At 33.6% G+C, this 23391-nt stretch carries 25 protein-coding genes and 1 pseudogene; 1 reads left to right on the top strand and 25 read right to left on the bottom strand.

Features of this window, described 5'->3' with window-relative positions; all coding sequences use genetic code 11:
• Nucleotides 1-8: 8 nt before the first annotated feature.
• The 8 genes from KSU54_RS08830 to KSU54_RS08865 form a co-directional block, all read right to left on the bottom strand.
• Nucleotides 9-2543 (bottom strand): histidine kinase N-terminal 7TM domain-containing diguanylate cyclase/phosphohydrolase, encoded by a 2535-nt coding sequence (locus KSU54_RS08830; RefSeq protein WP_003538144.1) that lies wholly within the window; start codon nucleotides 2541-2543, stop codon nucleotides 9-11.
• Nucleotides 2536-4170, bottom strand: a complete 1635-nt coding sequence (locus tag KSU54_RS08835) for a GH3 family domain-containing protein (protein WP_003538143.1) — start codon at nucleotides 4168-4170, stop codon at nucleotides 2536-2538. Before KSU54_RS08835 ends, KSU54_RS08830 begins: the two co-directional genes overlap by 8 nt.
• The gene (locus KSU54_RS08840) at nucleotides 4167-4733 is read right to left on the bottom strand and encodes a hypothetical protein (RefSeq protein ID WP_003538142.1); all 567 of its coding nucleotides are present in this window, start codon (nucleotides 4731-4733) and stop codon (nucleotides 4167-4169) included. The genes KSU54_RS08835 and KSU54_RS08840 overlap by 4 nt, the downstream gene beginning before the upstream one ends.
• A 135-nt stretch (nucleotides 4734-4868) precedes the next feature.
• Nucleotides 4869-6758, bottom strand: coding sequence for a molecular chaperone HtpG (gene htpG, locus KSU54_RS08845; protein WP_117791807.1), 1890 nt, complete (start codon nucleotides 6756-6758; stop codon nucleotides 4869-4871).
• Nucleotides 6759-6975: 217 nt separating this feature from the next.
• Nucleotides 6976-8196 (bottom strand): tyrosine-type recombinase/integrase, encoded by a 1221-nt coding sequence (locus tag KSU54_RS08850; RefSeq protein ID WP_117791837.1) that lies wholly within the window; start codon nucleotides 8194-8196, stop codon nucleotides 6976-6978.
• A gap of 104 nt (nucleotides 8197-8300) precedes the next feature.
• Nucleotides 8301-8495: a hypothetical protein gene (locus KSU54_RS08855; RefSeq protein ID WP_117791808.1), complete on the bottom strand. Its 195-nt coding sequence runs from the start codon at nucleotides 8493-8495 to the stop codon at nucleotides 8301-8303.
• A gap of 456 nt (nucleotides 8496-8951) precedes the next feature.
• The gene (locus KSU54_RS08860; RefSeq protein WP_106622565.1) at nucleotides 8952-9185 is read right to left on the bottom strand and encodes a helix-turn-helix domain-containing protein; all 234 of its coding nucleotides are present in this window, start codon (nucleotides 9183-9185) and stop codon (nucleotides 8952-8954) included.
• Complete coding sequence (locus tag KSU54_RS08865; protein WP_071143795.1) at nucleotides 9182-9601, bottom strand: RNA polymerase sigma factor; 420 nt, start codon at nucleotides 9599-9601, stop codon at nucleotides 9182-9184. Before KSU54_RS08865 ends, KSU54_RS08860 begins: the two co-directional genes overlap by 4 nt.
• Before the next feature lie 515 nt (nucleotides 9602-10116).
• Here KSU54_RS08865 and KSU54_RS08870 point away from each other — a divergent pair.
• On the top strand, nucleotides 10117-10476 hold the full coding sequence (locus KSU54_RS08870) for a helix-turn-helix transcriptional regulator (protein WP_117791809.1): 360 nt from the start codon (nucleotides 10117-10119) through the stop codon (nucleotides 10474-10476).
• Between the two features lie 79 nt (nucleotides 10477-10555).
• Here KSU54_RS08870 and KSU54_RS08875 read toward each other — a convergent pair whose 3' ends face one another.
• The 17 genes and pseudogenes from KSU54_RS08875 to KSU54_RS08950 form a co-directional block, all read right to left on the bottom strand.
• Entirely contained in the window at nucleotides 10556-10780 is a 225-nt protein-coding gene (locus tag KSU54_RS08875) for a hypothetical protein (RefSeq protein WP_117791810.1), read from the bottom strand.
• A gap of 154 nt (nucleotides 10781-10934) precedes the next feature.
• Nucleotides 10935-12296 carry a HAMP domain-containing sensor histidine kinase gene (locus tag KSU54_RS08880; protein WP_217751459.1) on the bottom strand — a complete coding sequence of 454 codons (1362 nt, stop codon included), beginning with the start codon at nucleotides 12294-12296 and terminating at the stop codon, nucleotides 10935-10937.
• A complete protein-coding gene (locus tag KSU54_RS08885) occupies nucleotides 12287-12946 on the bottom strand; it encodes a response regulator transcription factor (RefSeq protein ID WP_117791812.1) in 660 nt (219 codons plus the stop codon). The genes KSU54_RS08880 and KSU54_RS08885 overlap by 10 nt, the downstream gene beginning before the upstream one ends.
• 55 nt (nucleotides 12947-13001) lie before the next feature.
• Nucleotides 13002-13826: a NisI/SpaI family lantibiotic immunity lipoprotein gene (locus KSU54_RS08890; RefSeq protein ID WP_117791813.1), complete on the bottom strand. Its 825-nt coding sequence runs from the start codon at nucleotides 13824-13826 to the stop codon at nucleotides 13002-13004.
• A complete protein-coding gene (locus KSU54_RS08895) occupies nucleotides 13819-14535 on the bottom strand; it encodes a lantibiotic immunity ABC transporter MutG family permease subunit (protein WP_117791814.1) in 717 nt (238 codons plus the stop codon). Before KSU54_RS08895 ends, KSU54_RS08890 begins: the two co-directional genes overlap by 8 nt.
• 1 nt (nucleotide 14536) lies before the next feature.
• Nucleotides 14537-15262, bottom strand: coding sequence for a lantibiotic immunity ABC transporter MutE/EpiE family permease subunit (locus tag KSU54_RS08900; RefSeq protein ID WP_117791815.1), 726 nt, complete (start codon nucleotides 15260-15262; stop codon nucleotides 14537-14539).
• 2 nt (nucleotides 15263-15264) lie between these two features.
• Nucleotides 15265-15966: a lantibiotic protection ABC transporter ATP-binding protein gene (locus KSU54_RS08905; protein WP_117791816.1), complete on the bottom strand. Its 702-nt coding sequence runs from the start codon at nucleotides 15964-15966 to the stop codon at nucleotides 15265-15267.
• 146 nt (nucleotides 15967-16112) lie between these two features.
• The gene (locus KSU54_RS08910) at nucleotides 16113-17024 is read right to left on the bottom strand and encodes a conjugal transfer protein (RefSeq protein ID WP_117791817.1); all 912 of its coding nucleotides are present in this window, start codon (nucleotides 17022-17024) and stop codon (nucleotides 16113-16115) included.
• A 15-nt stretch (nucleotides 17025-17039) separates the two neighbouring features.
• Nucleotides 17040-17396 carry a C40 family peptidase gene (locus KSU54_RS08915; protein WP_438696238.1) on the bottom strand — a complete coding sequence of 119 codons (357 nt, stop codon included), beginning with the start codon at nucleotides 17394-17396 and terminating at the stop codon, nucleotides 17040-17042.
• A gap of 54 nt (nucleotides 17397-17450) precedes the next feature.
• Nucleotides 17451-17573: pseudogene (locus tag KSU54_RS19420) on the bottom strand (lysozyme family protein); the annotation flags it as partial.
• Nucleotides 17574-17817: 244 nt separating this feature from the next.
• Nucleotides 17818-18066, bottom strand: coding sequence for a hypothetical protein (locus KSU54_RS08920; protein ID WP_117791818.1), 249 nt, complete (start codon nucleotides 18064-18066; stop codon nucleotides 17818-17820).
• Nucleotides 18063-18779 carry an ABC transporter permease gene (locus tag KSU54_RS08925; RefSeq protein WP_117455706.1) on the bottom strand — a complete coding sequence of 239 codons (717 nt, stop codon included), beginning with the start codon at nucleotides 18777-18779 and terminating at the stop codon, nucleotides 18063-18065. The genes KSU54_RS08920 and KSU54_RS08925 overlap by 4 nt, the downstream gene beginning before the upstream one ends.
• Entirely contained in the window at nucleotides 18776-19591 is an 816-nt protein-coding gene (locus KSU54_RS08930) for an ABC transporter ATP-binding protein (RefSeq protein WP_117791819.1), read from the bottom strand. Before KSU54_RS08930 ends, KSU54_RS08925 begins: the two co-directional genes overlap by 4 nt.
• Nucleotides 19592-19593: 2 nt before the next feature.
• On the bottom strand, nucleotides 19594-20388 hold the full coding sequence (locus KSU54_RS08935; protein ID WP_117791820.1) for a MerR family transcriptional regulator: 795 nt from the start codon (nucleotides 20386-20388) through the stop codon (nucleotides 19594-19596).
• A gap of 119 nt (nucleotides 20389-20507) precedes the next feature.
• Nucleotides 20508-21881 (bottom strand): MATE family efflux transporter, encoded by a 1374-nt coding sequence (locus KSU54_RS08940; RefSeq protein ID WP_117791821.1) that lies wholly within the window; start codon nucleotides 21879-21881, stop codon nucleotides 20508-20510.
• Nucleotides 21874-22731, bottom strand: a complete 858-nt coding sequence (locus KSU54_RS08945) for a GNAT family N-acetyltransferase (RefSeq protein ID WP_117791822.1) — start codon at nucleotides 22729-22731, stop codon at nucleotides 21874-21876. The genes KSU54_RS08940 and KSU54_RS08945 overlap by 8 nt, the downstream gene beginning before the upstream one ends.
• Before the next feature lie 177 nt (nucleotides 22732-22908).
• Nucleotides 22909-23391 (bottom strand): conjugal transfer protein (locus KSU54_RS08950; RefSeq protein WP_217746608.1); only part of this gene is annotated, 483 nt, incomplete at its 5' end.

A 23391-nucleotide genomic window follows, 5' to 3' on the forward strand; every position in this document is an offset into this window, starting at 1 on the left:
TTTCCTCCTTACTCATTATTTTGATTACCTCTTACTTCAATTATACCAGAATTTATCAGTTCAATAAACTTATCAACTAAATCGGGATCAAATTGCAATCCCCGATTACGCTTTAATTCATTAAGAGCATACTCTAATGAATATGGTTCTTTATAACTCCTTCTTGAAGTCATTGCATCAAAAGAATCCGCTATTGCCATAATTCTTCCTCCGGCCGGGATATCTTCACCAGAAATTCTTCTTGGATATCCACGCCCATCATAACGTTCGTGATGTGTTAAGACAATTGGAATAACGTAGTCCAATGAAGGTAAATGTCGAATAATATTAACTGAAGCTTCCACATGCGATTGCATAATTTGGTATTCTTCATCACTTAATTTAGAAGTTTTCTTTAAAATATTTTCTGAAATCCCAATTTTACCAATATCATGAAGAAGTGCAGCTTCATTAATAATCTCGACTAATTCACTATCATATCCACATCCGATTGCTAATTTTGTAGCATAATAAGCAACATTTTCAGAATGGGTAAAAGTATAATGGTCTTTTGCATCAATTGCAGCTGTCAATGCATAAATTGTCGGCGCATACTCTAAGTAAATATTCTGTTTTTCTCGATGTGCATCAACAATCGTCACACCACTTGTACTTTCAACCACTCCTGCATTATAAACTGATACACGATTTTTACCATGTCGCTTTGACTGATATAGCGCTTGATCTGCATAATCTAATAATTGCTTAATTGTATTGGCAGATACCGGAATAGAACTAATACCAAAGCTTGCAGTAACTACTTTTAAAGTATAGTCACTATCTCGTTTATTCATATTCATTATTTGCTCGCGAATGTTTTCGGCCAGATCTTTTGCTTCTAAAGGTCCATAATTTGGTAAAATAATCCCAAATTCCTTTCCCCCTAAACGTGCTGTATAACCTTGTGTATTTACATAATCATCCATAATTCGTGCTACATTAATTAAGACAATATCTCCTTCTTTATTACCATACAATTGATTATAAAGCCGAACATCATCTACACTTACTAAAATCAATGATAATTGGCGTTCTCCCAATTTTTCATATTCATTATTCAAAGCCTCATAAAAATATTTACGATTCAACAGTCCAGTTAATTCATCACTACGTGCTTCATTATAAACTGTCTCATACATTTTTGAATTAATTAAAGCAATGGCACTAATTGAAGCAACTGAAGACAAGAAACTAATTTCTCCATAACTATACCCCGAGCGCCGTGGTTTGGGAGCCAGCAGGATCATCCCAATTAATTGCTCTTGTTTAACTGGGATAATTCCTTCAATATTTAGATTTTCAAATAATTGTTTCTCACTGTCCCACATTGAACGATAATTTATTGAATGTCTAAATTCACTATAAAATATCATATCATCGTTATTCATTAATTTAATCACCACAGGATTTTCATGATTAATAATATAGTTATTTTTTCTTAACGGTGAACTGCTGTACTCAATTGAATAATCACCATTGTCATCTAAAAGACAAATATACACTTGTTTGGTTTCGACACATTTCAAAATTATTTCACCCATTGCCCCGACAATTTCATTTACTTGCAAAGTTTTTGAAACATAGTTAGAAAACTCTTTTAAACTATCTGATTGCTGAATTTCTTCTTTTATAAAAATTGCATCAATAAATTTTTTTAACATTGTATAAATTATCGCAGTTACAATCGTAAAAGCTACTGCAATTACTAATACATAATAATTTTTAGTAATCAAACCAAAATGTTCAAATAAAATATTTTGAAATGTACCAACTAAATTAGCAAATAAAATAATTGACAACATTCCAGCTATTACATAACTGCTACGTCGTGAAACTAAAAGATTAAGCCTAAATAAACGTCGTTTATACAAAGTATAGAACATACATATTGCATTAATAACCCCAGCAACAATATCAATTGGAAAACCAGCAAACCACCCCAACATAACACAAGTATTTCCAAATATTAAACATGCAATCCCAGCAAACATTGGCATTAGCCGGATCACCTGATTACGATTTTCTTTAAAGCCTTTTATGATCAACGAAACACAATAAATAATACTTGCTAGAAAGAAACAATAAAAAATATACGTATAAACATTAGAAGTATAATAAAATGCTGGAATCCCGCTAGCCCTTATTGTATATTCAGGTGCTGGCAGCAAGAGTTCTGTTGTAGCATTAATAATGAAAAGTCCGACAAAAAGAAAGAACCAAATAGTATCTTTTTTATGGGGTGAATTAAATAAAAATTCATGGACAAAACTAATAAACGCATATGGTACTAAACATAAACCCAATAAAGAAATATCATACCAAAATTTGACTGATGGTCCAAACATTGAACGCATAAAGAAAGAACCACCAGTCCAAAACATCATCGCCATTAACAATGTCATAAAAGCTTTAATCAACTTAGTTTTCTTTGAAGCCGATAATGAAATAAATAAAAATATATAACAGTACAGCGCAATAATCGAGACATATGTATAATTATTCATATAGTCGTCCTCCCATTTCAACCCGATAATCCTGATCTTGAATCGTTAACAGTTCATTAATTTCTAAAGTTGGAGGATTAATTTTTTTAATTTTATGAGAATGATTTTTTTCATAATAGGCAAATGTTCCAGCTTTTATAATTGTTATTTTTAACGGATCGATACCTAGAATTTTCTTTAAATCCTGATAATCTTGATCTACATATTTAAAATAAATGCTTAATTGTTCCCTTAGTATTTCAATTGAAATAGCTTGGGTGATTTGAGCATGTGGATCCATTTCAACATATAGATGCAGATATGGACGATTATTATGATTAAATTCTTTTTTAGCAATATAATTAGTGATTTTAAGTCCCGATAATTTGACAACTTGATCAATCGAATTTTCAGTAATCCTTGTAAACCCGCCAATATCAATGACATTTGGAACCCGATCGAGATATTTAAATCGCGGTAATTTAATATTCTCATCTTTATTTTTAAGATCAATACACTGATACATATCACCTACTCGATAACGCATAAAGGCTCCGCCTTTTAAAACAGATATTACTAATTCATAACTCATTCCTTCTTCAACCTCATTTATCAATACTGTTCGAGGCTGATAACTAGAATCAGCTAGATTTTTCTCCATTTCGTCACTTGGGATAAACTCATAAAAACAAGCATCAGGGAAAAAGTATAATCCATTTCGGCTCCACGTCTCAGTGCCTATACAAGTTGGTTCCGTTCCAGCAAATATTTCCATTGGACGAATACCCCACAATTCTTCTAAATCATCCTTATAACAAGCATTATCTGTTCCTGCTACCATAAATCCCTTTAATTTAAAAATATCTTTAGGTTTTAACTCACGTCCTTCTTTTATGCATTTGCATTTTGCTAATACAATCTTAGCAAAACGTAATGGAGATTTTTTTAATAAAGAAATAGCACCGCCACCACCAGAACTCATTTTTCCTAAACTTAAACTAACATAATAAGTTACACTTCCTAAACCAAAAAAATAGTCAATTCCCTTTGACAATCCTAATTTAAATCCTACTTTATTTCGAGTTGAAAAACTCATTTTCACAGCATCCTTAACAGGCGGTAAAAATTCAATACCGATTTCCTCTTCAAATGCTAATGGTAACAAGCCTGTTGCATAAGGTAATGGTGCTAGACCATATAAAATCGTATCTGTCGAACGGGCTTTAAAATCCCCTCGCTTTGTTGAAGTTCCCAATAACAAACAGGCACAGACATTTCGTTTAAATGTATCCAGCATACTTTCAGTATAAGGAGCCACCTTGATGGGATGTTTACCACCCTCCCAAGTTGTCTGGATCCATAAAACCGGTTCATCTGGTAAAAGTTCGCTTTTCTTTTGTAATAAGTCGCTAGCATAATCATCATAAGAAGTTAATGGAACTAGTCCACGAAACTCCTTAATATTTTTTGGTGTACTTCCTTTTAATATTTTTTTCCCTAATGGGCTTCGTGACCATAAGGCAATTTGTTCTTCCATCAGACGATTTTGAATCTGAACAAATTCATCCATCGATAAATCTAAAAAGCCACAGTATTCATTCCAAACATCTTCTCGACTCCGTGCTTTTAATTTATCCTCAAATTTCATTTTGACACCTCCCCAAATGTTCTAATACAGCTTCTAATACTTTTAATTGTTGGAACAAGAAATGGTACTATTTTTTTATATTCATCGTAATCAACAAATTGCTTGGGGAAAATAATTATGTCTTGTAAAATCACATACCCAATATTTAATAGATTAAATCCAATCAACATAAATAACATAGTTTCATTTTGAAAAGCTAGATATAAACATAAATACATTAAAATCATCATGTGCACCCCCGGATGACGACATAAGGCATAGACACCGGTTTTTACACACGGCTGTTTATTCTCGGTATTTTTATATGCATCATCAAATTTTAACGCAAAAAATAACGTATAGATTAACCCTATCGCTGCCAGTAATGCAAGTCCCAAAAAGATAATAAAGTGTGCATCTATTTTTTTAGGAAAATAAATAATAATATTCGCTAAAGTAGCAAATACTAATATTATTGACCCAATCGCAAAAAACTTTTTAAAAATTTTATTACCTAAATAAATTAAATTCAAATCATAAATGTACATCATAAAAAAAGCAATAATCCCACAAATATTTAACATATATACCCTCTCACTCTATTTTCATATATGTCTATTATACACATAATCGCTCAATTTTTTAATGTATTTAGTAATTTTTTTACTAAATAGTACAAAAAAAGGTAGACTTAACATCTACCCTTTAAAATTCTTCAATTATTTATTCAATTCAATCATCAAATCACAAATTTTATTTGAAAAATCAACTGGATTGTCGATTGAGAATCCTTCAATCAATAAAGCTTGATCATATAAGATACTTGCATAATCATTTACTTTATCAGGATTATTTTCATAAACCTTTTTCATAGCATTGAAAATATCATGATTAGGATTAATTTCTAAAATTCTACCTGCTTTTACTTCTTGACCTTCAGGCATCTGATTTAAGACTTTTTCCATTTCAAATGATACTCCATCACTAGAAACTAGACAAACAGGATGTGATTTTAATCGTGAAGATACTTTTACGTCAACGACTTTATCACCAAGAGAATCTTTGATTGCTGTCAATAAGTCTTTATTCTCTTCATTAGTTTTTTCTAATTCTTTCTTTTCCTCTTCACTATCGATATCTAAATCACCTTGAGCTACACTCTTAAATGGTTTTTCCTTATAATCACGCATCATTTGGAAACAGAATTCATCTACATTATCTGTTAAATATAGAACATCATATCCTTTGTCTTTGACTACTTCTACTTGTGGTAAAGTAGCAATCTTTTCACGAGTTTCACCACTTGCAAAATAAATTTCCTTTTGACCTTCAGGCATATGTTCAATATATTCCGCTAAGGTAATAAGTTTTTCTTCTTTACTAGAATAATATAATAGCAGATCTTGTAATTTTTCTTTTAACATTCCATAGCTATTATAAATACCAAACTTTAATTGTAAACCAAAACTATTAAAGAATTCTTCATATTTTACACGATCTTTTTTCAACATTGTTTCTAATTCTGATTGAATTTTCTTTTCAATTTTATCAGCAATTACTTTTAATTGACGGTCGTGTTGTAACATTTCTCTTGAAATATTTAATGATAAGTCTTCTGAATCAACCAATCCTTTAACAAAGCGGAAATGTTCAGGAACTAATTCACTAGCTTTATCCATGATGAAGACACCACGTGAATATAATTGTAACCCTTTTTCATATTCATTTGAATAATAATTCATTGGTGGTTTTGAAGGAATAAATAATAATGAATCATATGAAACGTTACCTTCTACTCGGCTATGAATCACTTTCAACGGATCATTAAAATCATTAAATTTATCTTTGTAGAAATCATTATATTCTTCATCAGTAATATCTTTTTTATTACGTTTCCATAATGGTACCATTGAATTTAATGTTTGATTTTCAATAACATCTTCGTATTCATCACTATCATCTTTTTTCTTTGAAACTGTCATATCCATATTAATTGGATAATGCACGTAATCAGAATATTTTTTAACTAAATCACGAATATGATATTGATTTAAATATTCATCATAGTTATCATCATCCGTATTATCTTTTAAGTATAATTTAATTGTAGTTCCATGATCAGCAACATTAGTTTCAAAAATCTCATAGCCATCACTAACTTCAGATACCCAAGTATATCCTTGCTCAGTTCCATATTTTTTAGAAATCACTTCTACTTTTTTTGCCACCATGAAAGCTGCATAGAAACCAACACCAAATTGTCCGATAATATCAATATCATCATGTTCATTTTCATTTTTAAACTCAAATGAACCACTATTAGCAATAGTTCCAAGATGTGTTTCTAATTCATCTTTATCCATCCCAATTCCATTATCTTTAATAGTTAAAACACGATTTTCTTTATCGATTTCAATCATAATTTTTAAATCATTGTGATTAATTGAAGAAATATTTTCTGTAAGTGCTTTATAATATAATTTATCACTTGCATCACTTGCATTAGAAATCAATTCACGTAAGAAAATTTCTTTATGTGTATAAATAGAATTAATCATTAAATCTAATAATCTTTTTGATTCTGCTTTAAATTGTTTTTTCTCAGCCATACTCACATCTCCATTCTAAATATTAGCACTCCTCATTCATTTGTGCTAAAGATATTCTAATACAACTATTTAGCAGTGTCAAGAGGTGAGTGCTAATATTTTTGTTATTTTTTTGCAAACCCTTTAAAATCAATGGTTTGCAGTATCTTATTTCTTTTGAAATTGTGATTTTTTCTGTTTTGACACCAATTTGACACCAATTTTTCTTTTTGTGGTGTCAAGCATTTAACACCATACTATCTAGTCTTGCAATCTCATTTTCAATCCTTGTCAGCTCTCCAATATGGTTATACACTTCCATTGTTACATCTATATGAGCGTGTCCCATAATATATTGAAGAACTTTTACGTCCATACGGCACTCTGCCATTCTGGTACAAGCTGTGTGACGCATTACATGAGCTGAAAACTTTGGTAACAGCTCTGCTTTCCTATGCTCTTTTTTTGCTCTCTCTACTTCGGTTTTGTTATATGCGTCTACAATGTTATATAAAACACTATTTACGCCATTCGGCATAAGCGGTCTGCCCGATTTCGCTGTAAAGACAAACCCCGAATACCCGTCCACCTCAATGCTCTTATCCTTTGCAAGCATGAAATTGATTTTCCTTTGTTCCTCAAAGGCTTTTGCAACTTCTTGTGTCATAGGTATAATACGAATACCCGACTCCGTTTTTGGTGTTGAGATATGGAACTTGCAACCGTCGCCTAAATTCTTATAAATGAGCTGGTGGTCTACATTAACCGTTTTTGCCTTGATGTTTATATCTTTCCATGTAAGACCAATAAGCTCCCCACACCTTAACCCCGTACCAATCATTATGGTAAACATGGGATAATATGTGTTATAGACATTGCTCTGTTTTACAAACTCCATAAACTTTTCTTGTTGAGAAACTGTTAAGGCTTCTTTTTCCTCTGCTGGTTTTCCATAATCGCTAATGGAACTTTTTGCAGGGTTCTTTCGGATAATATCATCATCAACAGCCATTTCTAATGTAGGATAAAGCAGGTTGTGAATATACTTGATTGTAGAATAAGCATATCCAGCTTTGGAAAGTTTCGCATAATACGCTTTAATATGTGAGGGTAAAAGCTGAACAACTTTAATATTTCCAATCTCGTCTTTTACTCTGTTTTCCCAAGCACGAACATAACTAACTCTTGTAGTATCAGCCAACTCACGAGTTGCCATATAACGCTCAAATAATGTGTTGAGCGTCATTTTTTTGATTGCTCCGTCTGTCAATATGTTATCTTCCATATCCTTTGCAATCTGCTTCTCTTTTTCTCGAAGCTCTGGTAAATCTTGTGCATAGACTGTCAATCTCTTGCCTGTTCTTACATCTGTATAACGATAACTGTATCTTCCATCATTACGCCAGTTTTCGCCCTCTCTTAATTTTCTTCCTTTTGGGTCTTTTCTACTAATTGCCATGAGAACCATTCCTTTCTGAAAAAGCCTCTTTTCTTGTTCTCACAGCGTGCTTTGTCCTTTCTTATTATACTACACACGCCAGAGAACATAAATAGAAAATCGCTCTATTCTTCCAAATATAACAAGTATTTCTTGACTTTTTCTATGGAATAAAGAACCCTGCGACCTATCACAATTTTTGCTCCTGCCTGCTCGCCAATCTTCCTTGCAGTAGCACAACCACAAGATAACATAGCAGACAGTCCCTCTATATCAACAGCAATCGGCTGTTCCGTTGCTCTTATCTTCGTTTTATTCATATTCCAACACCTTACCTCGCTGGAACATCACATCATTTAACACATCAGTATTTAACATAATGTAACACCCCCTTTACTGTGTGTCTATTTTATAAGTTACATAAGCAGACAGACGGCTTTGGAAAGCTCCATTAGTATCTCAACTATTCCCATTCTTGTGGGCAGAACCGCACCATGCGGACGTATCATTATCCTGTGAGGATAGGTCGTGGCAAAACGACTTTTCCAACAGTCGCTCTCGGATCACTGCGTGGGTCGCTCGCTTTCTTTTGAAAAGGTCGTGGCGTACAGTCCCCGTGGCTCGCTATCTCACAAACGTATCTGTCTGCTTTATTCAGTTGGCAAAGAACTATCGGCTATCCAGCCCATTAAAACCAACTTTCAGATTTTGGTTTTAATAGAATGACAAGTGAAGTGGCAGGAAAGGGGGGACGTGCCAGACTTCACTTGTATGTACTACATTACTACAATTTCAAAATTCATCAGCATATCAAGTAACGCTATCTGAACTCTGTTTTTTAATTCAGCGTCAACTACCATGCAGACGTTACCGTATTCATCATACAATTTACGCAGGCAAAGTTTAGAAATGTAACCGTCATAAAATTTCATAACAGTTTCAATCGCTTCTGGGTCGCCCTCTGTTGCTGATAAAATAACCTCAAAAGGCAGATGTTCATATTTCTTCATTTGCGTTCCTCCATAATTTTTCTCATTGCTTCAAGTGTTTTTGTTCTGTGATACTGGACGTTAGAACGGGGAATTTTAATAAATTCGCTGATTTCACTATCCGACATATCCATAAAGTAGGACAACAAAATAATGTTGCGTTTCTTCTCTGTCAATGTTTTAAGGGCTTCGCTTAACTGGTCGTCCTCAACCCAGACTTCAATGCCTAAGATATTGAATACAGTATAATCACTTTCGTATTTATCCAATTCTCCAAAACGTGATTGTTCATAATCTGGAATATCCGAAAATAAACATTCGTGTTTTTCACGCCTTTTCATATCACGGTAGCCTTTCTTTACTGCACGTTTAATTACTTTTTTTGAAAGGCAATCAAACTGTGCTTCAATGGCTTGTTTGAAAGAAGATGTTTTCATTTGCTCACCTCCTTTCCGTGCTGGATTGAAATAAACTTTTGTTTATTTCCCCCTTTCCGCACCCTAACTACCCAAAGAGGTGGCAAGCTACCAAGATTTTCAAAAAAATTTTTTTGAAAAACAAAAACAGCCCGATAATGTGTAATTACACAAACGGACTGTTTTATAAATTCTATTGATATGAATTTTTAACTCATATAAAGGGTATAATGATTGTAATAGTGGACTGAAATATTTATCCAGTTGAGAACGGCAAAGCGTTCTTTTGTATGCAGTCATGGTATAGCCCCCTTTAACCAGAGCTATTCCTCATATCTCAAGAAAAAAGGACAGTTCTGGTTATCCAAAACCGTCCCGTTATTTTTCAAGACGCACAAAAGTATATTATCTAGGAACGGTTTTTTTTATTTACCGCACACGATAACAACTTTTGAATTATTACTGCATACTATATGCAATTTTAACACATTCTAAATATACAGCATGAAGTATAAACTCATGCTAGGTGATTTAAAATGAGAAAAGCAAAAGAAATACAAACTTTTGATTTCAGACCTTTAGGACTGGCAATCAGAGAAGCCCGTGAGAGAGCAGGGCTTTCTCGTAATGATTTAGGCGATAAAGTGTTCTATGGAGAACGCCATATCGCAGATATTGAAAATGTTGGTTCACACCCTAGTTTTCAATTATTCCATGATTTAGTTACCATGTTCAATATATCGGTTGATGAATATTTCTATCCAGCAGAGAACGTCGTAAAAAGCACAGCTCGCCGTCAGATAGAAACCTCTCTTGATTTATTGAGTGATAACGAATTAAAAATCATTCAAGGTACGATTGACGGTATCTTGAACAGCAGGGAGAGCAAGAAGTAATCAGCTTCTTGTTTTCCCTTTTTGCTATTCTGCATTATCTATTTGCTGATCTGCTCCGCAAGTAGCAAATAGTCTTAAATCAAACTTTTGTCTTTTTCGTAATCTTGTAAATATATTCTTCTGGGGTAGGGCGTTTATTACCAAAATACTTTTTGAAATTTGCCTGCACCTCTGGGTCTGGACTATTCATAGCTTCATCAATCGTCGCTTCAATATCAGCTCGTACATCAGCCAATGAAACACCGCCAGCTTTTGCACCTGCTTTCAATGCTTTTTTAATATCTCGTTTTTTAAGACCTATCATAATACTCATACTCCTTTTCAATATTAACGTCAGTTACCGATATATATAAATGTTATAATGCTAACTTACAATCTTTATCTTCACTTAAAGGATAACCCTTAATTTTGAAGATTTCATAAAGATATAAAAAAGAACGACAAATAAAGCCGTTCTTTCATAATGGTAGCTGTATAGTAACTTTAGCTCCTTTGGTTTCTATCGAATTATCTAGCAAAAGTTTTCCTTTATGCTGTTTTATAATGCTGTCAACAATATATAACCCCATTCCATAATGCAGTTTAGAACTTCTGCTTTGGTCTGCCATATAGAAGCGTTCTTTTGCGTGTTCCAATGCCTCTTTTGAAAAACCACAACCACAGTCGGTAATACAGATGTTCAAATAATTCTTCTTATTCTCTACATCTATATATAATATAGCATTATCGGGCGAATACTCTAAAGAATTTGAAACTAAATTCATAAATGCTCGTTCCAGCAACATTCTATCCCCAATTATATTTTGTGGTAAATTATGTTGTGTCTGCTGGATAACAAGCCCTTTATCTTTACAGACAATTTCAGTTTGCGATAAAATATGTTTCCAAAAATCTAAAAAGTTTATATCTTCTAGTTGTAATTGATAGCCAGCAGACGCTCTGGATATATCAATCAACGTTTTTATATACTGTTTCATCTGTTCTGAACTGGTCATTGCATACGATAAATATAGTTCTTGTTCTTCATTAAGGTTTGTTTCGTCTAACAGGTCGATATTTCCTTGCATAACGGTTAATGGCGTTTTTAAATCATGTGCAAGTGAAGCAATCTGTTCCCGTTGTATTTGTTCGGCTTCCCATTGTTTTTCCAAAGATATTTTTAAACTGTTTCTCATTTTGTCAAAAGAACGTAAAACATTTTCAAATTCTTTAATCCTAGAGTGTTCCATTTCAAAATCTAAATTTTGATTTTCAATTTCCTTAGTTGCTTTGAATAAAGGAAACAATTCCTTATTTAATATCTTAGCAAAATGCGTTGTTAAAAGCACACATACAAGTAGGCAGTTGAAAACAATTACACCTATCATAAGTATTTCTGGCGAGGGCAGATGTTCATTTAACCACGGGTCTATGAATTGAGAACCCACATAGTATTGCAAAACAATATATTCATCATCACGAGTGACAAGAAGAAATTGTGTCTTCTTGTCTGTTGTTTGTCCTGTCGTAGCAAATCGCATAGCCTGTTCATATTCATCATCATTCATGCTTGTATCAATAAGTTGATATGATTTGTCTAAAAGCAGATACTTTGTTCCTAATGGAAGTCGAATATCTGTAATATCGGGTGTTGCGGTCAGTACAGGAACAAGAGCTTTTGTTTGTTGTTCACAATTATCAGCATACGTCACCATTCCCGAACTTCCTAATAATAGAAATACAAGAAACGGAATTACAACTGATACACCTAAACCAGTCAACAACCAAAAAAGAAACTTCCAAAATGCTTTTTTTAATGATATATCTTTTTTCAATCCCATTTATATCCTATCCCCCACACAGTTACAATCGGCTGAATATTTACTTTTGCAAATTTGGCTCGGATATTTTTTATATGAGTAGAAATTGTTGAGTTATCACTTTCTCCGTCAAAACCAAAAACAGCTTCATATATCTGTTCCTTTGAAAACACTTGTCCTTTGTTTCTAGCGAGATATTCGCAAATTAAATATTCGCTTTTAGTAAATACAATAATTTGATTGTCAATCTTTATTTCTTTTTCTGACAAGTCAATTTTAATACGGTCAAAATTTAATGTATTATGACGTTCTCTATTTTCACGTCGTAAATGTGCATTTACACGGGCACGAAGTTCAGCAATTCTAAAAGGCTTTGTCAAATAATCATCTGCTCCTAATCCCAACCCGTAAGTAATATCATTTTCCATTGTTTTAGCCGTTAAGAATAACAATGGACAATCTATTAAATCACGAATTTTCTTACAGTAAGAGAAACCGTCAATATCTGGCATCATCACATCTAAGATAATCAAATCATAATGGCTTAATGTATCTAATGAAACCTGCATTGCTGAAGAATATACCGATACTGTATGACCGTCTTTTTGCAAACCATTTTTAATAAGTTGTAAAATCATTTCTTCATCATCAATTACCAATATATTCGACATATTTATCTGCTCCTTTCGTGTAAAAATACGTGAATAATTATACCATGCGACTCAATCACTCACAAGATATAGCTTTTGCTACACGATATTCATTATTGATCTTGATAGCAACCGCTGTATCTGGCTGTTGTCCTTTTATAGTATAAACGGATTGATAAAACCAGTTCACCCGTTGGATATTTTGGCTCTTTTCCCCAGTCCAATCAATTTGGTTTTGCTCTGACTTTGAAATAGGTAATTTTGTATTCATATCAAATAAAACTTTTTCAGCAATTATATCTAAATATTTTTCTGTTTGGTCGGAAGTCACAACCTCATTTGTGATTTGATAAATTGCATTACCGTTGATTAACTGTGTGCAATTCTCTTTGTTTATGGTAAAGTTATTATCTTCATTTGGCTTCTCTATTTGAATAAGTGTATCTTTTTCTGAAATTTTATCAGCTAAAATTGCTTTATGGAAACTACCGTTTACATCAACTGTTAATATCATAGAGTCGTTGCTGTCCTTTATTTTGTAAACATTAAGATATGGTACAGTATAAACTGGTTCTGTATATTTTTGTGAAATCACTTCCATATCCTCTAGGGCGTCACTATCATAATCTATCTGTTCAAGAGCATTTCCTTGTTCGTCAATAACAATCAATTTCCGAATATATCCGACCCATTCGCCAATATCGGAACTTTCATAAGTATCGTCAAGTATAGCATACTCATTTCCGCCATAACTAAATCGTGAAATATCATTTTTATTAACGATACATCTTTCTTTTTCTTTCTGATATTCTGTATTATTTTCCAGCAATGAACAGCCAGAACAAAGAAAAGTTATACATAGAAATAACAAGCAAAAACTTCGCTTAAATATCTTATTCATGGTTTTTTCTTCCCTCCCAACAATTTATCCATACACAAGTTAGAAATAAAGTAATCCCTGTTAATAAACCTACAATCGCAATGTTCAATATATTTATATCTGAATTTATAAATGAATGGCATAATTCAATTCCCCAAGAGAAAGGTATAAATCTGAATACCCCAGCAAGAGTAATATTGCTGTATAAAATGACCTGCAAACTTTCAAATACTCCAAAGAATAGAGAAAAACCAATTCCAAAACGATAACTTAAAAACAAATGCCAGATATAAATAACGATATTACATGCAAACAATATAAAACCTGCATTTACACAAAAAAGTAATGAAATATCAGATATTGCCAGTATTTTTATCCCCAACCAAAACGTAATCATCAAAAGTTGAATAGAAAATAAGCCTGTTAAAATCAGAAATGTTAGCTTTCCGTTCCAAATAGAAATACGTTTCTTTGATGAAAGAATACATTGAAAGTGTGAAGCCCTTTCTTCTAGTGAACTATTCAATCCAGTAACAATACTGATAACCAACGGGAAAACCGTAGCGGTTAATTCTAATAAAAAGTTCTCTTTATTTAATACAGGAACAGTTGAGTAAATAGCAAAATATGCAATATACAGCAAAGCCCCAATCACAGGCAAAAAAATATGAAGTTTCCAATATGAGGTATGTTTGACTTTTATAAATTCAGAGTTTATTACATTTTTCATGCTAACCCTCCTGTTTAGAAAACCATGTTGCACTAAAAGCAGATAATACAATAAAGAGTATGCTTGTTAAAACCAACACAATTAGAACAATATTTAACGATATATTTAAGTGTGGCATTAACGTCCCGTTTATCTCAATTCCCATAAGCGTCTCTGACAATTTAGCAGACCAGCAATGAGGGAACAAAAACCATATATCCGTACTTCCTGCTAATGGTGGTAAAAATATTCCTAAAAGTGTATTGATAAAAATTGTACCGAACATTCCAATTTTTTTTGCAAGGAATAAACATAATGGCAGTTGCCAAATAGAAGCATAACTAATCAGAATACTACCGATAAACACTTGCGATGGTGTATAAACTGTTGTAGCAGGAGCAATCACATTAGAAATGCAAATCATCAAAGATAATATCAATGCTCCAACCAATATTTTTTCAATCAAAACCAAATTCTTATAGAACCAGAATTTTTTAAGATGAATAGGCATAGAAAACACAGAAAAATATTTGTCTGCTCGTTCTTCTTTCTGATTTGCAAGATAGCAGAGAATAGCGATTGTTCCCGGCAACAAAAACGCATACCACCAGTACAAAGTCATATATTGATACCCTGTAAAACCACCAACCACCCAAGCAAATAAACCTGTGCAAATCGGAGCAATAACTAAAATCTTATTAGCAAATGAGCGTTTATACTTCAACATTTCAGCTTTCAAGTAATTCATTGTTAAAACTCCTTTCTGTGTTCTTTTACAATACGCATAAACAACTGTTCCAAATTTTCTCCCGAATGAAGTTTTCCCTCATAACCCAACTTTCCATTAGAGATAATGCCAATATCATCTGCCATTTGTTCTACCTCTGACAAGATATGACTGGACAAAATAACAGTTATCCCCTGTTCTGGAAAGGAGCAAATCAATTCTCTCAACTCCTCAATACCCACAGGGTCTAGCCCGTTTGTCGGTTCATCTAATATCAATAGCCGTGGTTTATTAAGAATTGCAAGGGCAATTCCCAAGCGTTGTTTCATTCCTAATGAAAATTGACCTGCTCGTTTTTTTCCTGTGTTTTTCAATCCTACAATTTCCAACACTTCTCTTATACGTTCATCTGAAAGTTTCAGTAATTCAGCACGAACTTTCAAATTTTCATAGGCTGTTAAATTTTCATACAATGGTGGTGTTTCAATAAGAGTACCGATATAAGCTAAATCATTTCTGCTCCACTTGTGATTAGAAAATTCAATTTTTCCAGATGTAGGTTTCAATATCCCACATATCATTTTTAAAAGTGTAGACTTTCCTGCACCATTTGGACCGAGTAGTCCATATATCGAATTTTCACGGACAGTTATAGATACATTGTTTACAGCCCTTTGATTTTTGAAATCTTTACATAAATTATTTGTTCTTAAAATTACTTCCATATCGTTCATATCCTTTCCTTTTGTTCGATTAAAGCATAAAAAACAAATTTGAAGATTATATAAAGATTTGAAAATTTAATATTTTAATCTAGCCGTAGCGTATAACTCGCAATAAACGAAAAATGCAACTACGGCTTATTTGATATTTACCCAACTATCTTCCAATTACTATCCTTATGTAGCACAAGCTCATACTGCGATACCTGCGTTGCCTTTGTCTGATTATCAAGGAATTTCACAGCAACTTTGACTTTCACATTCTCCCCGTCCTTTGTAAAGATAGGGTTTACCAGTTCAGAATAAAGATAGTCCCTGCCGATAGGTTCAATCACATTTCCCGATACATAGTAAGCAAGTTCCTTTTCTGTGGCTGTTGGATAGAGCTTAAAGAATGTTTCCAGAAATGAGGTAGCGTCATTGACAGTATCAGCGTCTACACTTGCGTCTGCTTCTGGTGTCTTAGGCTTATAGTCTGATTTTTCGATTGCTGGTGCAAGGGTAGGGTTCTGAATGATTACCATATCCCCGTCAGCGTCCACATGGACTTTTACAGTATAGGTTGCTTTCACATTGCTTGTCTGTTCTCCCTCTTTTATCTGCTGATCTACTTCGTAGGTAGCAGAAAAAGTGTCCGTTCCCGACTGTTCAATACTCCATACAATCACATCTGTAACTGTGGAGCTGGTCGGTATATCCGTTCTGATTGTATCCACATTCAAGTCCTGCAATTCCTTTGTCAGATAACCGTTGATTGCCTGTGTCCTTGCTTCAATCGCTTCTTTGCTGTTATTCCATGTGTAGTAAGACTTCGCAAAGTTCTTCACGAAATTTTCAATACCGTTGGTGTCCTGCAAGCGAAGCTCAATGATTTCTTTTTCATGGGTGGTATACTGGTCGATAGCGGTAAAGTTCTTATACACCCCAAAGCTCACGCTTGCGATAAGCACCACCCACAACGCAATCACGGTTTTCTTATGTGTGCCTACCTTGACGGTACGCACCTTTTTTTCTTTTGGTTCTTTAATAGTTTCTGTCTGTTTCTTATTCTTCTTAAACATATTTTCAAGTCCTTTCTATTGTTTTACTCGTCCTGCACAGATTAAGTGCTGTTGCCAGTAACTACTATTCAAATCTGCATATCCTATCGGGTCGCCTGCATGATATATCTTGTTATTCCCTACATAAATTGCAACGTGCGTTACATAAGTACCAGCGTTATAGGTGGAATGGAAAAACACCAAGTCCCCAGCCTTTGCCTGCGAGAGTGGAAGATGTTGGGTTGCGTCATACTGTGCCTGTGCTGTTCTCGGTAAGGAGATACCAGCTTTTTCATAACACCATTGCGTCAGCCCCGAACAATCAAATGAAGTTGTAGGAGAAGAACCGCCATACACATATTTCCAGCCTTGATACTTCAATGCTTCATTCATTACCTTTTGTGCCAGTTCTCCCGATACCTGCGGAACGGTTAAATACTGATTGACTAATTCGACGTAAAATTGATTGCCATACTGATACCGCCAGCCCCCGTTCTTCGCAACGGCTATCGGGTTGGTGTAGGTTACTTTCTTTCCACCCGACTTCTCACGAGCGAAGCTCTCTGCAAGGTTAAAGGTGTGTTATCCCTCTTTCCGCACCATATCTGTACAGCAAGGTGTGATTTGTTAAGTTGAAACTGAAAAAAATTAAAAAAATTTTTTTGGATAGAAAAAAGCCCGCACAAAACATATAGTCTGTACGAGCTTCTAAAGCTATTTCATATTCAGTTGTAAATGTAATGCTGTTAGGTTGTATCTGAATTTGTAAGAGTGTACTTAAAACTTTCCATGATACAAGCCCCCTTTAAAGCACTTATTTTACTGTCTTTTTCGTAATCTTATAGATATATTCTTCTGGTGTAGGGCGTTTATTTCCAAAATACTTTTTGAAATTTGCCTGTACCTCTGGGTCAGTGCTATTCATAGCTTCATCAATCGTTGCTTCGATATTTTCCCGAACATCAGCCAATGACATACCACTAGCCTTTGCACCAGCTTTCAATGCTTTTTTATATCTCGTTTTTTTAGACCTATCATAATTCAATCTCTTTCTTCGTATCATTCAGAACGTATCTTTTTCAATAATTGCACACTTATAAAAACAGAAATAATCAGAATAATTACTATAGGAATAAATGTACTTACGTCAATATTCTTTTGTATCAACAAAGTATATCCCCATGTTGCAGGAAACAGTTTTCCCATACTTTCAAGAAAGTTTGGAAGTAATTCTGCCGAAAACATGATACCAGACAACATAATAGAGGGTAAAAAGACAACTTGACTATACATTGTCAGTTTTGCTTGATTTTTAACAGCTAACCCCAGCACACATGAAATAGCAAGCGATACAATAACAAATAAGGCAAGTGTTATAAAATATAACGGAATATTTGACGGGATAGTAGAGTGAAATACAATCGGTGCAAGTGTAAAAATAATCATGCTCATTATCATTAAATGGATAAATGCAGATACAACTAAGGTAATTACACCAAAACATAAAGGTATCCCATTTGCTATATACATTTTCTTTATGTCCGTACCATATACTTCAACCATTGATGGTGGTACACCTATGAAAGCTCCCATTGAAACCCCCATAACTGTCATAGATTGTATCAATGTATTCTTCGCTTCTGGCATTAAAGAAGTAAAAATACCGCCCATAATCGCAAAAAATAGTAGTGGGACGACATAGCAGGTTACTAATAGTGTTTTACTGCGAATATCTATTTTTAATTGTACCTTTATTCCATACAACATAGCTTTCATTGTTTACACCCCCTTGAAAGATTGATAAAGTGCTGTTCTAATGTACCTCGATTTACCTTTATATCGAAAATATCAATATTTTTCTGCTTGTATTCTTCTAAAATACTTAACAAGGTATCTGCAACATTGATAGCAGAGTATTCGTTTTCGCCCAATTCACTTACTATTTTTATGTTGTATTTCTTGCCTACTTTTGACGCTAATTCGTCAGTTGTACCTATGAAACTAATTACCCCATTATTTAGAATAGCGATACGGGTACAAAGAGCTTCAACCTCTGCCATATCATGACTAGACAAAATTATTGTTGTACCATTTTGATTTAACTTCCGAATTTCATTATGCAGAGATATACGTCCCTCTACATCAAGTTCCGTTGTCGGTTCGTCGAGAAATAAGATGTCTGGCTTTCCAATAAGAGCAAGAGCTAAATGTAATCTTCTTTTTTGTCCTGCCGACAATTCTGTGTATAACTTCTTTTGCAAATCTGTTACTCCCAACGCCATTAGTAAGGAATTATCAATCTCTGCACATTTCCATTTCGAGAACAACTGAATTACTTCACTTACTTTCATATAAGCAGGTAACGAAGCTGATTGTAATTGAATACCAATATTTCCCGATATTTTTATATTACCAGAATGATATTTACGAAAGCCTTCGATACATTCAAGAATAGTTGTTTTACCTGCTCCATTGATACCCAAAATACCGAATACTTCTCCATGCTCAACACAAAAGTTAATACCTTTCAATACTTCATGGTTTCCATACTTTTTCTTCAAATCGGTAATTTCTATTGCATAAGACATTCTTACACCCCCTCGAAAGCATTTATACCAGCATTTTGAAAATATAACTCTAATGCAGGTTGCAGATATTCATTTACTTGTTTTTGCTTTTCTAACCACTCGTTATTATCGCCTATGAGATTATCAAATTTCATCAATGTAGGAAGCATACTCATATCCCCATTTGTAAATTCCATAACCATATTCCAAAATTCTTGTGCTAATGCTTGTGCCTGCTTATCCTCTGGTGCTATATTCTTCTCTTTTAACCTTATAACTTTATCGTTTAGTTGATTGAAACGGTGCATAAAGTCCATTCCGCTTTTTTTATCAAATCGGTTACGGATATGTTCTAATGTTGTATCATCAAAATGTTTTATTAACCAGTAATACTCATTGTTCATTTGTAGATTAACGATAATGTCAGCATATTTTTTGAAATCTACAACTTGCATTTGCAAGACTTCATTTTTTAATGTTTCAATCGCTGTTACTGCTTCTGTTAATTGTTCTATTTTCTGTTGAATAGCCAGCGACTGCTCATTAAGAACGGTTGCTACTTCTTCTGGTGTATCAAGAGAAATCAGTTTGTTTTTTATATCATCAAGCGAAAAGCCCAAAGACTTTAATGATAAGATTTGATGAAGTTTTATCATATCCTTATGCGTATATAATCTGCGTCCCCCCTCACTTTCAGTAGTAGGGGAAAGCAAACCCTCTTTGTCATAATATTGAAGTGTTCGTACTGTTGTCCCCATTTTCTTTGCAAGTTCTCCAACAGTCATAAAATTTTCTGGTATAGCTTTCTTTTTATTCATGTTCCATTCCTCCTGCTTATATTATAATTCACGACGTTACGTCATAAGCAAGAGTTTTTTTGATTTTTTTGAAAAAGGCTTACACTTTTACAAAAAGTAAAATGTAAGCCTATTATCATTTACCCTACAATCTTCCAGTTCTGTATTTTTTCATAACTGTTATTCTGATTGTTCCACGAACGCCAAAGACGAAAATTCAAATATAATGAAATACATAGTGTTAATATTTCAGCAACGGGAACAGCCAACCATACACCTGTTATCTCAATGAACTGAGGCATTACCAACAAGCCTATCATTATAAAGCCGAATGTCCTTAAAAAAGAAATCAAAGCAGATAGCTTACCGTTAGATAATGCAGTAAAAATTGCTGATGAAAATATATTGAAACCCGAAAAAAGAAAACTAAATACAAATATCATAAACCCGTTTATTGCAATTTTATATACCGCTTCATTCGTACCAGTAAATAAACGTACCAAAGTATTTCCATTTATAAAGGATAACGCAAAAATAAATAATGAACCTACAAAAATGAAAGAAATACAGATTTTATATATTTTCTTTAATCCATAATAATTGTTTGCTCCAAAATTATAGCTAATGACTGGGGCAACCCCCATTGAAAAACCAATAAATAATGTTGTAAGCAAAAATTGTGTATATATAATTATAGTAATAGAAGCCACACCATTTACACCTAATAAATTCATCATTGTGCGATTGAAAAAGAATGTAGTAATTGCCGTTGAAAGCTGACTAACCATTTCTGATGAACCATTTATACAACTTTCTCCAAGTACTTTAATGTCTATAATAGGTTTTACAAAAGACAATGTTCCCGATTTTTTACAAAAGACAATTAGCCCCGTAATTGCTGGTATCAAATAACCAATTCCAGTTCCCAATCCTGCACCGGCAATCCCCATGCCAAATATAGCCATGAAAAGATAATCAAATACGATATTCATTACACCAGCACTTACAGAAAGAACAAGTCCTAAACTTGGTTTTCCTGCTGTTACAAATAAATTTTGAAATAGTACCTGCAACATACTTGCAGGTGTAAACAGTAAAATAATAGTTAAATAGTCTTTACAATATGGAAATAAAATCTTATCAGCTCCAAGAGCATATATAATTTCGTCAATAAAGATAATTCCTAGAATGAAAATTACTACTCCCAAAATAAAACCAAATAAAATAAGTAGTGTAAAATCTTGTTTTGCTCGTTTGGATTCTCCTGCCCCCATTTTTCTTGCAACTATGGCACTACCACCCGTAGCTATCATTGTTCCCAATCCTACTATTAAATTGATAACGGGACAAACAATATTGATTGCTGATAAAGCATTTGTATTGACAAATCGTGATACAAATATGGTATCTACAATTGTGTAAAGCCCCATAAATAACATCATGGATATGGTCGGGAAAGCAAATTTTAATAAAGACCTAGTATTAAAATCTTTTGCAAGAGGATTACTATTCATTTGTACTACCCCCATTTTTTGAAAATAATACTAATTTTTGTGTAGGATAACCAAATTCAACTAATAATTCTGCTTCTGCAAAGCCTAATTCTTTGTAAGTCTTACGATACCCCGTATCAGCTTTGTCGCCCTCACGAAATGTTGTTACAGAAATGTCTTTATCAACTAAAAGTTCATTCATAACCTTATCTAAAAATAATTTTGCAATACCACATTTACGATATAACGGGTGTACTCCAAAGAAATCAATACTTCCCGTATTATAGTTAATAGACATCAAAGCAATAGCAATAGTATTATCAGTTAAAATCAACACTCTTTGCTCTAAAATACCTCTTTCTAATTCTGTTAAGTATTCATTCTCGTTCAAATTTGGAAAACCGTCTATTACTAAATAAGCTAGTTCTAGGCAGGCAGGTATATCTGTTGTTGTAGCAAATCTGATATTTTCTTCCATTTCTTGTTGTGATAATTTTTGTTTAACTGTCTGTATCAAATCAAATCTAAGCTGTAACGGATAAAATTCTTCATTCATTCGATATTCGTTAGGCGTTTTCTTATACATCTGCTTAAAAATATTTGTAAATGCCTGCTGACTTTCATAACCAGCAATAAGCGAGATTTCAAGAATAGATTTATCAGAAAACACTAAAAGTTTTGCAGACTCTGTTAATTGTCTGCGTTGTACATAGTCATGTATAGACAATCCAACAGTTTCGACAAACATTCTATGCAAATGATATTTTGAATATCCAACACCCATTGCAATAGAGGATAAGTTCAGCTTTTCTGTGAGATTGTTTTCTATGTAATTGATGACCGTTATAATGTTTTCAACCTTATTGACCATTACAGCACCCTCCTTTCAGCTTAGATTATAATAAATAGTTTTCTTCAAGTTTTAATATATATTGCGGTTTTTGCATGAATTACTATTTTAGCGTATTCAGAACTATTTGTGAACATAATTCGATGAAAATGTAGTTTGCAAATCATATTTCTATGACATGCAAACTACTTTTTTGAATTATCCAACAATCTTCCAATTACTATCTTTATGTAGCACAAGTTCATACTGCGATACCTGCGTAGCCTTTGTCTGATTATCAAGGAATTTTACGGCCACCTTGACTTTCACATTGTCCCCGTCCCTTGTAAATACTGGGTTTACCAATTCGGAATAAAGGTAGTCCCTGTCGATAGGTTCAAGCACATTTCCAGTTACATAGTAAGCAAGCTCTTTTTCCGTAGCTGTCGGGTACAGCTTAAAGAATGTTTCCAGAAATGCGGTAGCGTCATTTACCGTATCAGCGTCTACGCTTGCGTCTGCTTCTGGTGTCTTAGGCTCATAGTCTGATTTCTCGATTGCTGGTGCAAGGGTAGGGTTCTGAACGATTACCATATCCCCGTCAGCGTCCACATGGACTTTTACCGTATAGGTTGCCTTGACATTGCTTGTCTGTTCTCCCTCTTTTATCTGCTGATCTACTTCGTAGGTAGCAGAAAAAGT

This window comes from Erysipelatoclostridium sp. MSK.23.31 (genome assembly GCF_019125875.1).
GTDB classification, from domain to species: Bacteria; Bacillota_I; Bacilli_A; order Erysipelotrichales; family Coprobacillaceae; genus Thomasclavelia; species Thomasclavelia ramosa.

Coding starts and splice junctions, on each gene's coding strand:
- KSU54_RS08875 (WP_117791810.1), bottom strand. CDS start 10,780: ATGATAGGTCTTAAAAAACGAGATATTAAAAAAGCATTGAAAGCAGGT.
- KSU54_RS08920 (WP_117791818.1), bottom strand. CDS start 18,066: ATGATACGAAGAAAGAGATTGAATTATGATAGGTCTAAAAAAACGAGA.
- KSU54_RS08870 (WP_117791809.1), top strand. CDS start 10,117: ATGAGAAAAGCAAAAGAAATACAAACTTTTGATTTCAGACCTTTAGGA.
- KSU54_RS08835 (WP_003538143.1), bottom strand. CDS start 4,170: ATGAAATTTGAGGATAAATTAAAAGCACGGAGTCGAGAAGATGTTTGG.
- htpG (WP_117791807.1), bottom strand. CDS start 6,758: ATGGCTGAGAAAAAACAATTTAAAGCAGAATCAAAAAGATTATTAGAT.
- KSU54_RS08940 (WP_117791821.1), bottom strand. CDS start 21,881: ATGAATAGTAATCCTCTTGCAAAAGATTTTAATACTAGGTCTTTATTA.
- KSU54_RS08860 (WP_106622565.1), bottom strand. CDS start 9,185: ATGAAGAAATATGAACATCTGCCTTTTGAGGTTATTTTATCAGCAACA.
- KSU54_RS08865 (WP_071143795.1), bottom strand. CDS start 9,601: ATGAAAACATCTTCTTTCAAACAAGCCATTGAAGCACAGTTTGATTGC.
- KSU54_RS08880 (WP_217751459.1), bottom strand. CDS start 12,296: ATGGGATTGAAAAAAGATATATCATTAAAAAAAGCATTTTGGAAGTTT.
- KSU54_RS08895 (WP_117791814.1), bottom strand. CDS start 14,535: ATGAAAAATGTAATAAACTCTGAATTTATAAAAGTCAAACATACCTCA.
- KSU54_RS08930 (WP_117791819.1), bottom strand. CDS start 19,591: ATGTCTTATGCAATAGAAATTACCGATTTGAAGAAAAAGTATGGAAAC.
- KSU54_RS08935 (WP_117791820.1), bottom strand. CDS start 20,388: ATGAATAAAAAGAAAGCTATACCAGAAAATTTTATGACTGTTGGAGAA.
- KSU54_RS08840 (WP_003538142.1), bottom strand. CDS start 4,733: ATGTTAAATATTTGTGGGATTATTGCTTTTTTTATGATGTACATTTAT.
- KSU54_RS08925 (WP_117455706.1), bottom strand. CDS start 18,779: ATGAAAGCTATGTTGTATGGAATAAAGGTACAATTAAAAATAGATATT.
- KSU54_RS08945 (WP_117791822.1), bottom strand. CDS start 22,731: ATGGTCAATAAGGTTGAAAACATTATAACGGTCATCAATTACATAGAA.
- KSU54_RS08915 (WP_438696238.1), bottom strand. CDS start 17,396: ATGAATGAAGCATTGAAGTATCAAGGCTGGAAATATGTGTATGGCGGT.
- KSU54_RS08890 (WP_117791813.1), bottom strand. CDS start 13,826: ATGAATAAGATATTTAAGCGAAGTTTTTGCTTGTTATTTCTATGTATA.
- KSU54_RS08850 (WP_117791837.1), bottom strand. CDS start 8,196: ATGGCAATTAGTAGAAAAGACCCAAAAGGAAGAAAATTAAGAGAGGGC.
- KSU54_RS08900 (WP_117791815.1), bottom strand. CDS start 15,262: ATGAATTACTTGAAAGCTGAAATGTTGAAGTATAAACGCTCATTTGCT.
- KSU54_RS08885 (WP_117791812.1), bottom strand. CDS start 12,946: ATGTCGAATATATTGGTAATTGATGATGAAGAAATGATTTTACAACTT.
- KSU54_RS08910 (WP_117791817.1), bottom strand. CDS start 17,024: ATGTTTAAGAAGAATAAGAAACAGACAGAAACTATTAAAGAACCAAAA.
- KSU54_RS08855 (WP_117791808.1), bottom strand. CDS start 8,495: ATGAATAAAACGAAGATAAGAGCAACGGAACAGCCGATTGCTGTTGAT.
- KSU54_RS08830 (WP_003538144.1), bottom strand. CDS start 2,543: ATGAATAATTATACATATGTCTCGATTATTGCGCTGTACTGTTATATA.
- KSU54_RS08905 (WP_117791816.1), bottom strand. CDS start 15,966: ATGGAAGTAATTTTAAGAACAAATAATTTATGTAAAGATTTCAAAAAT.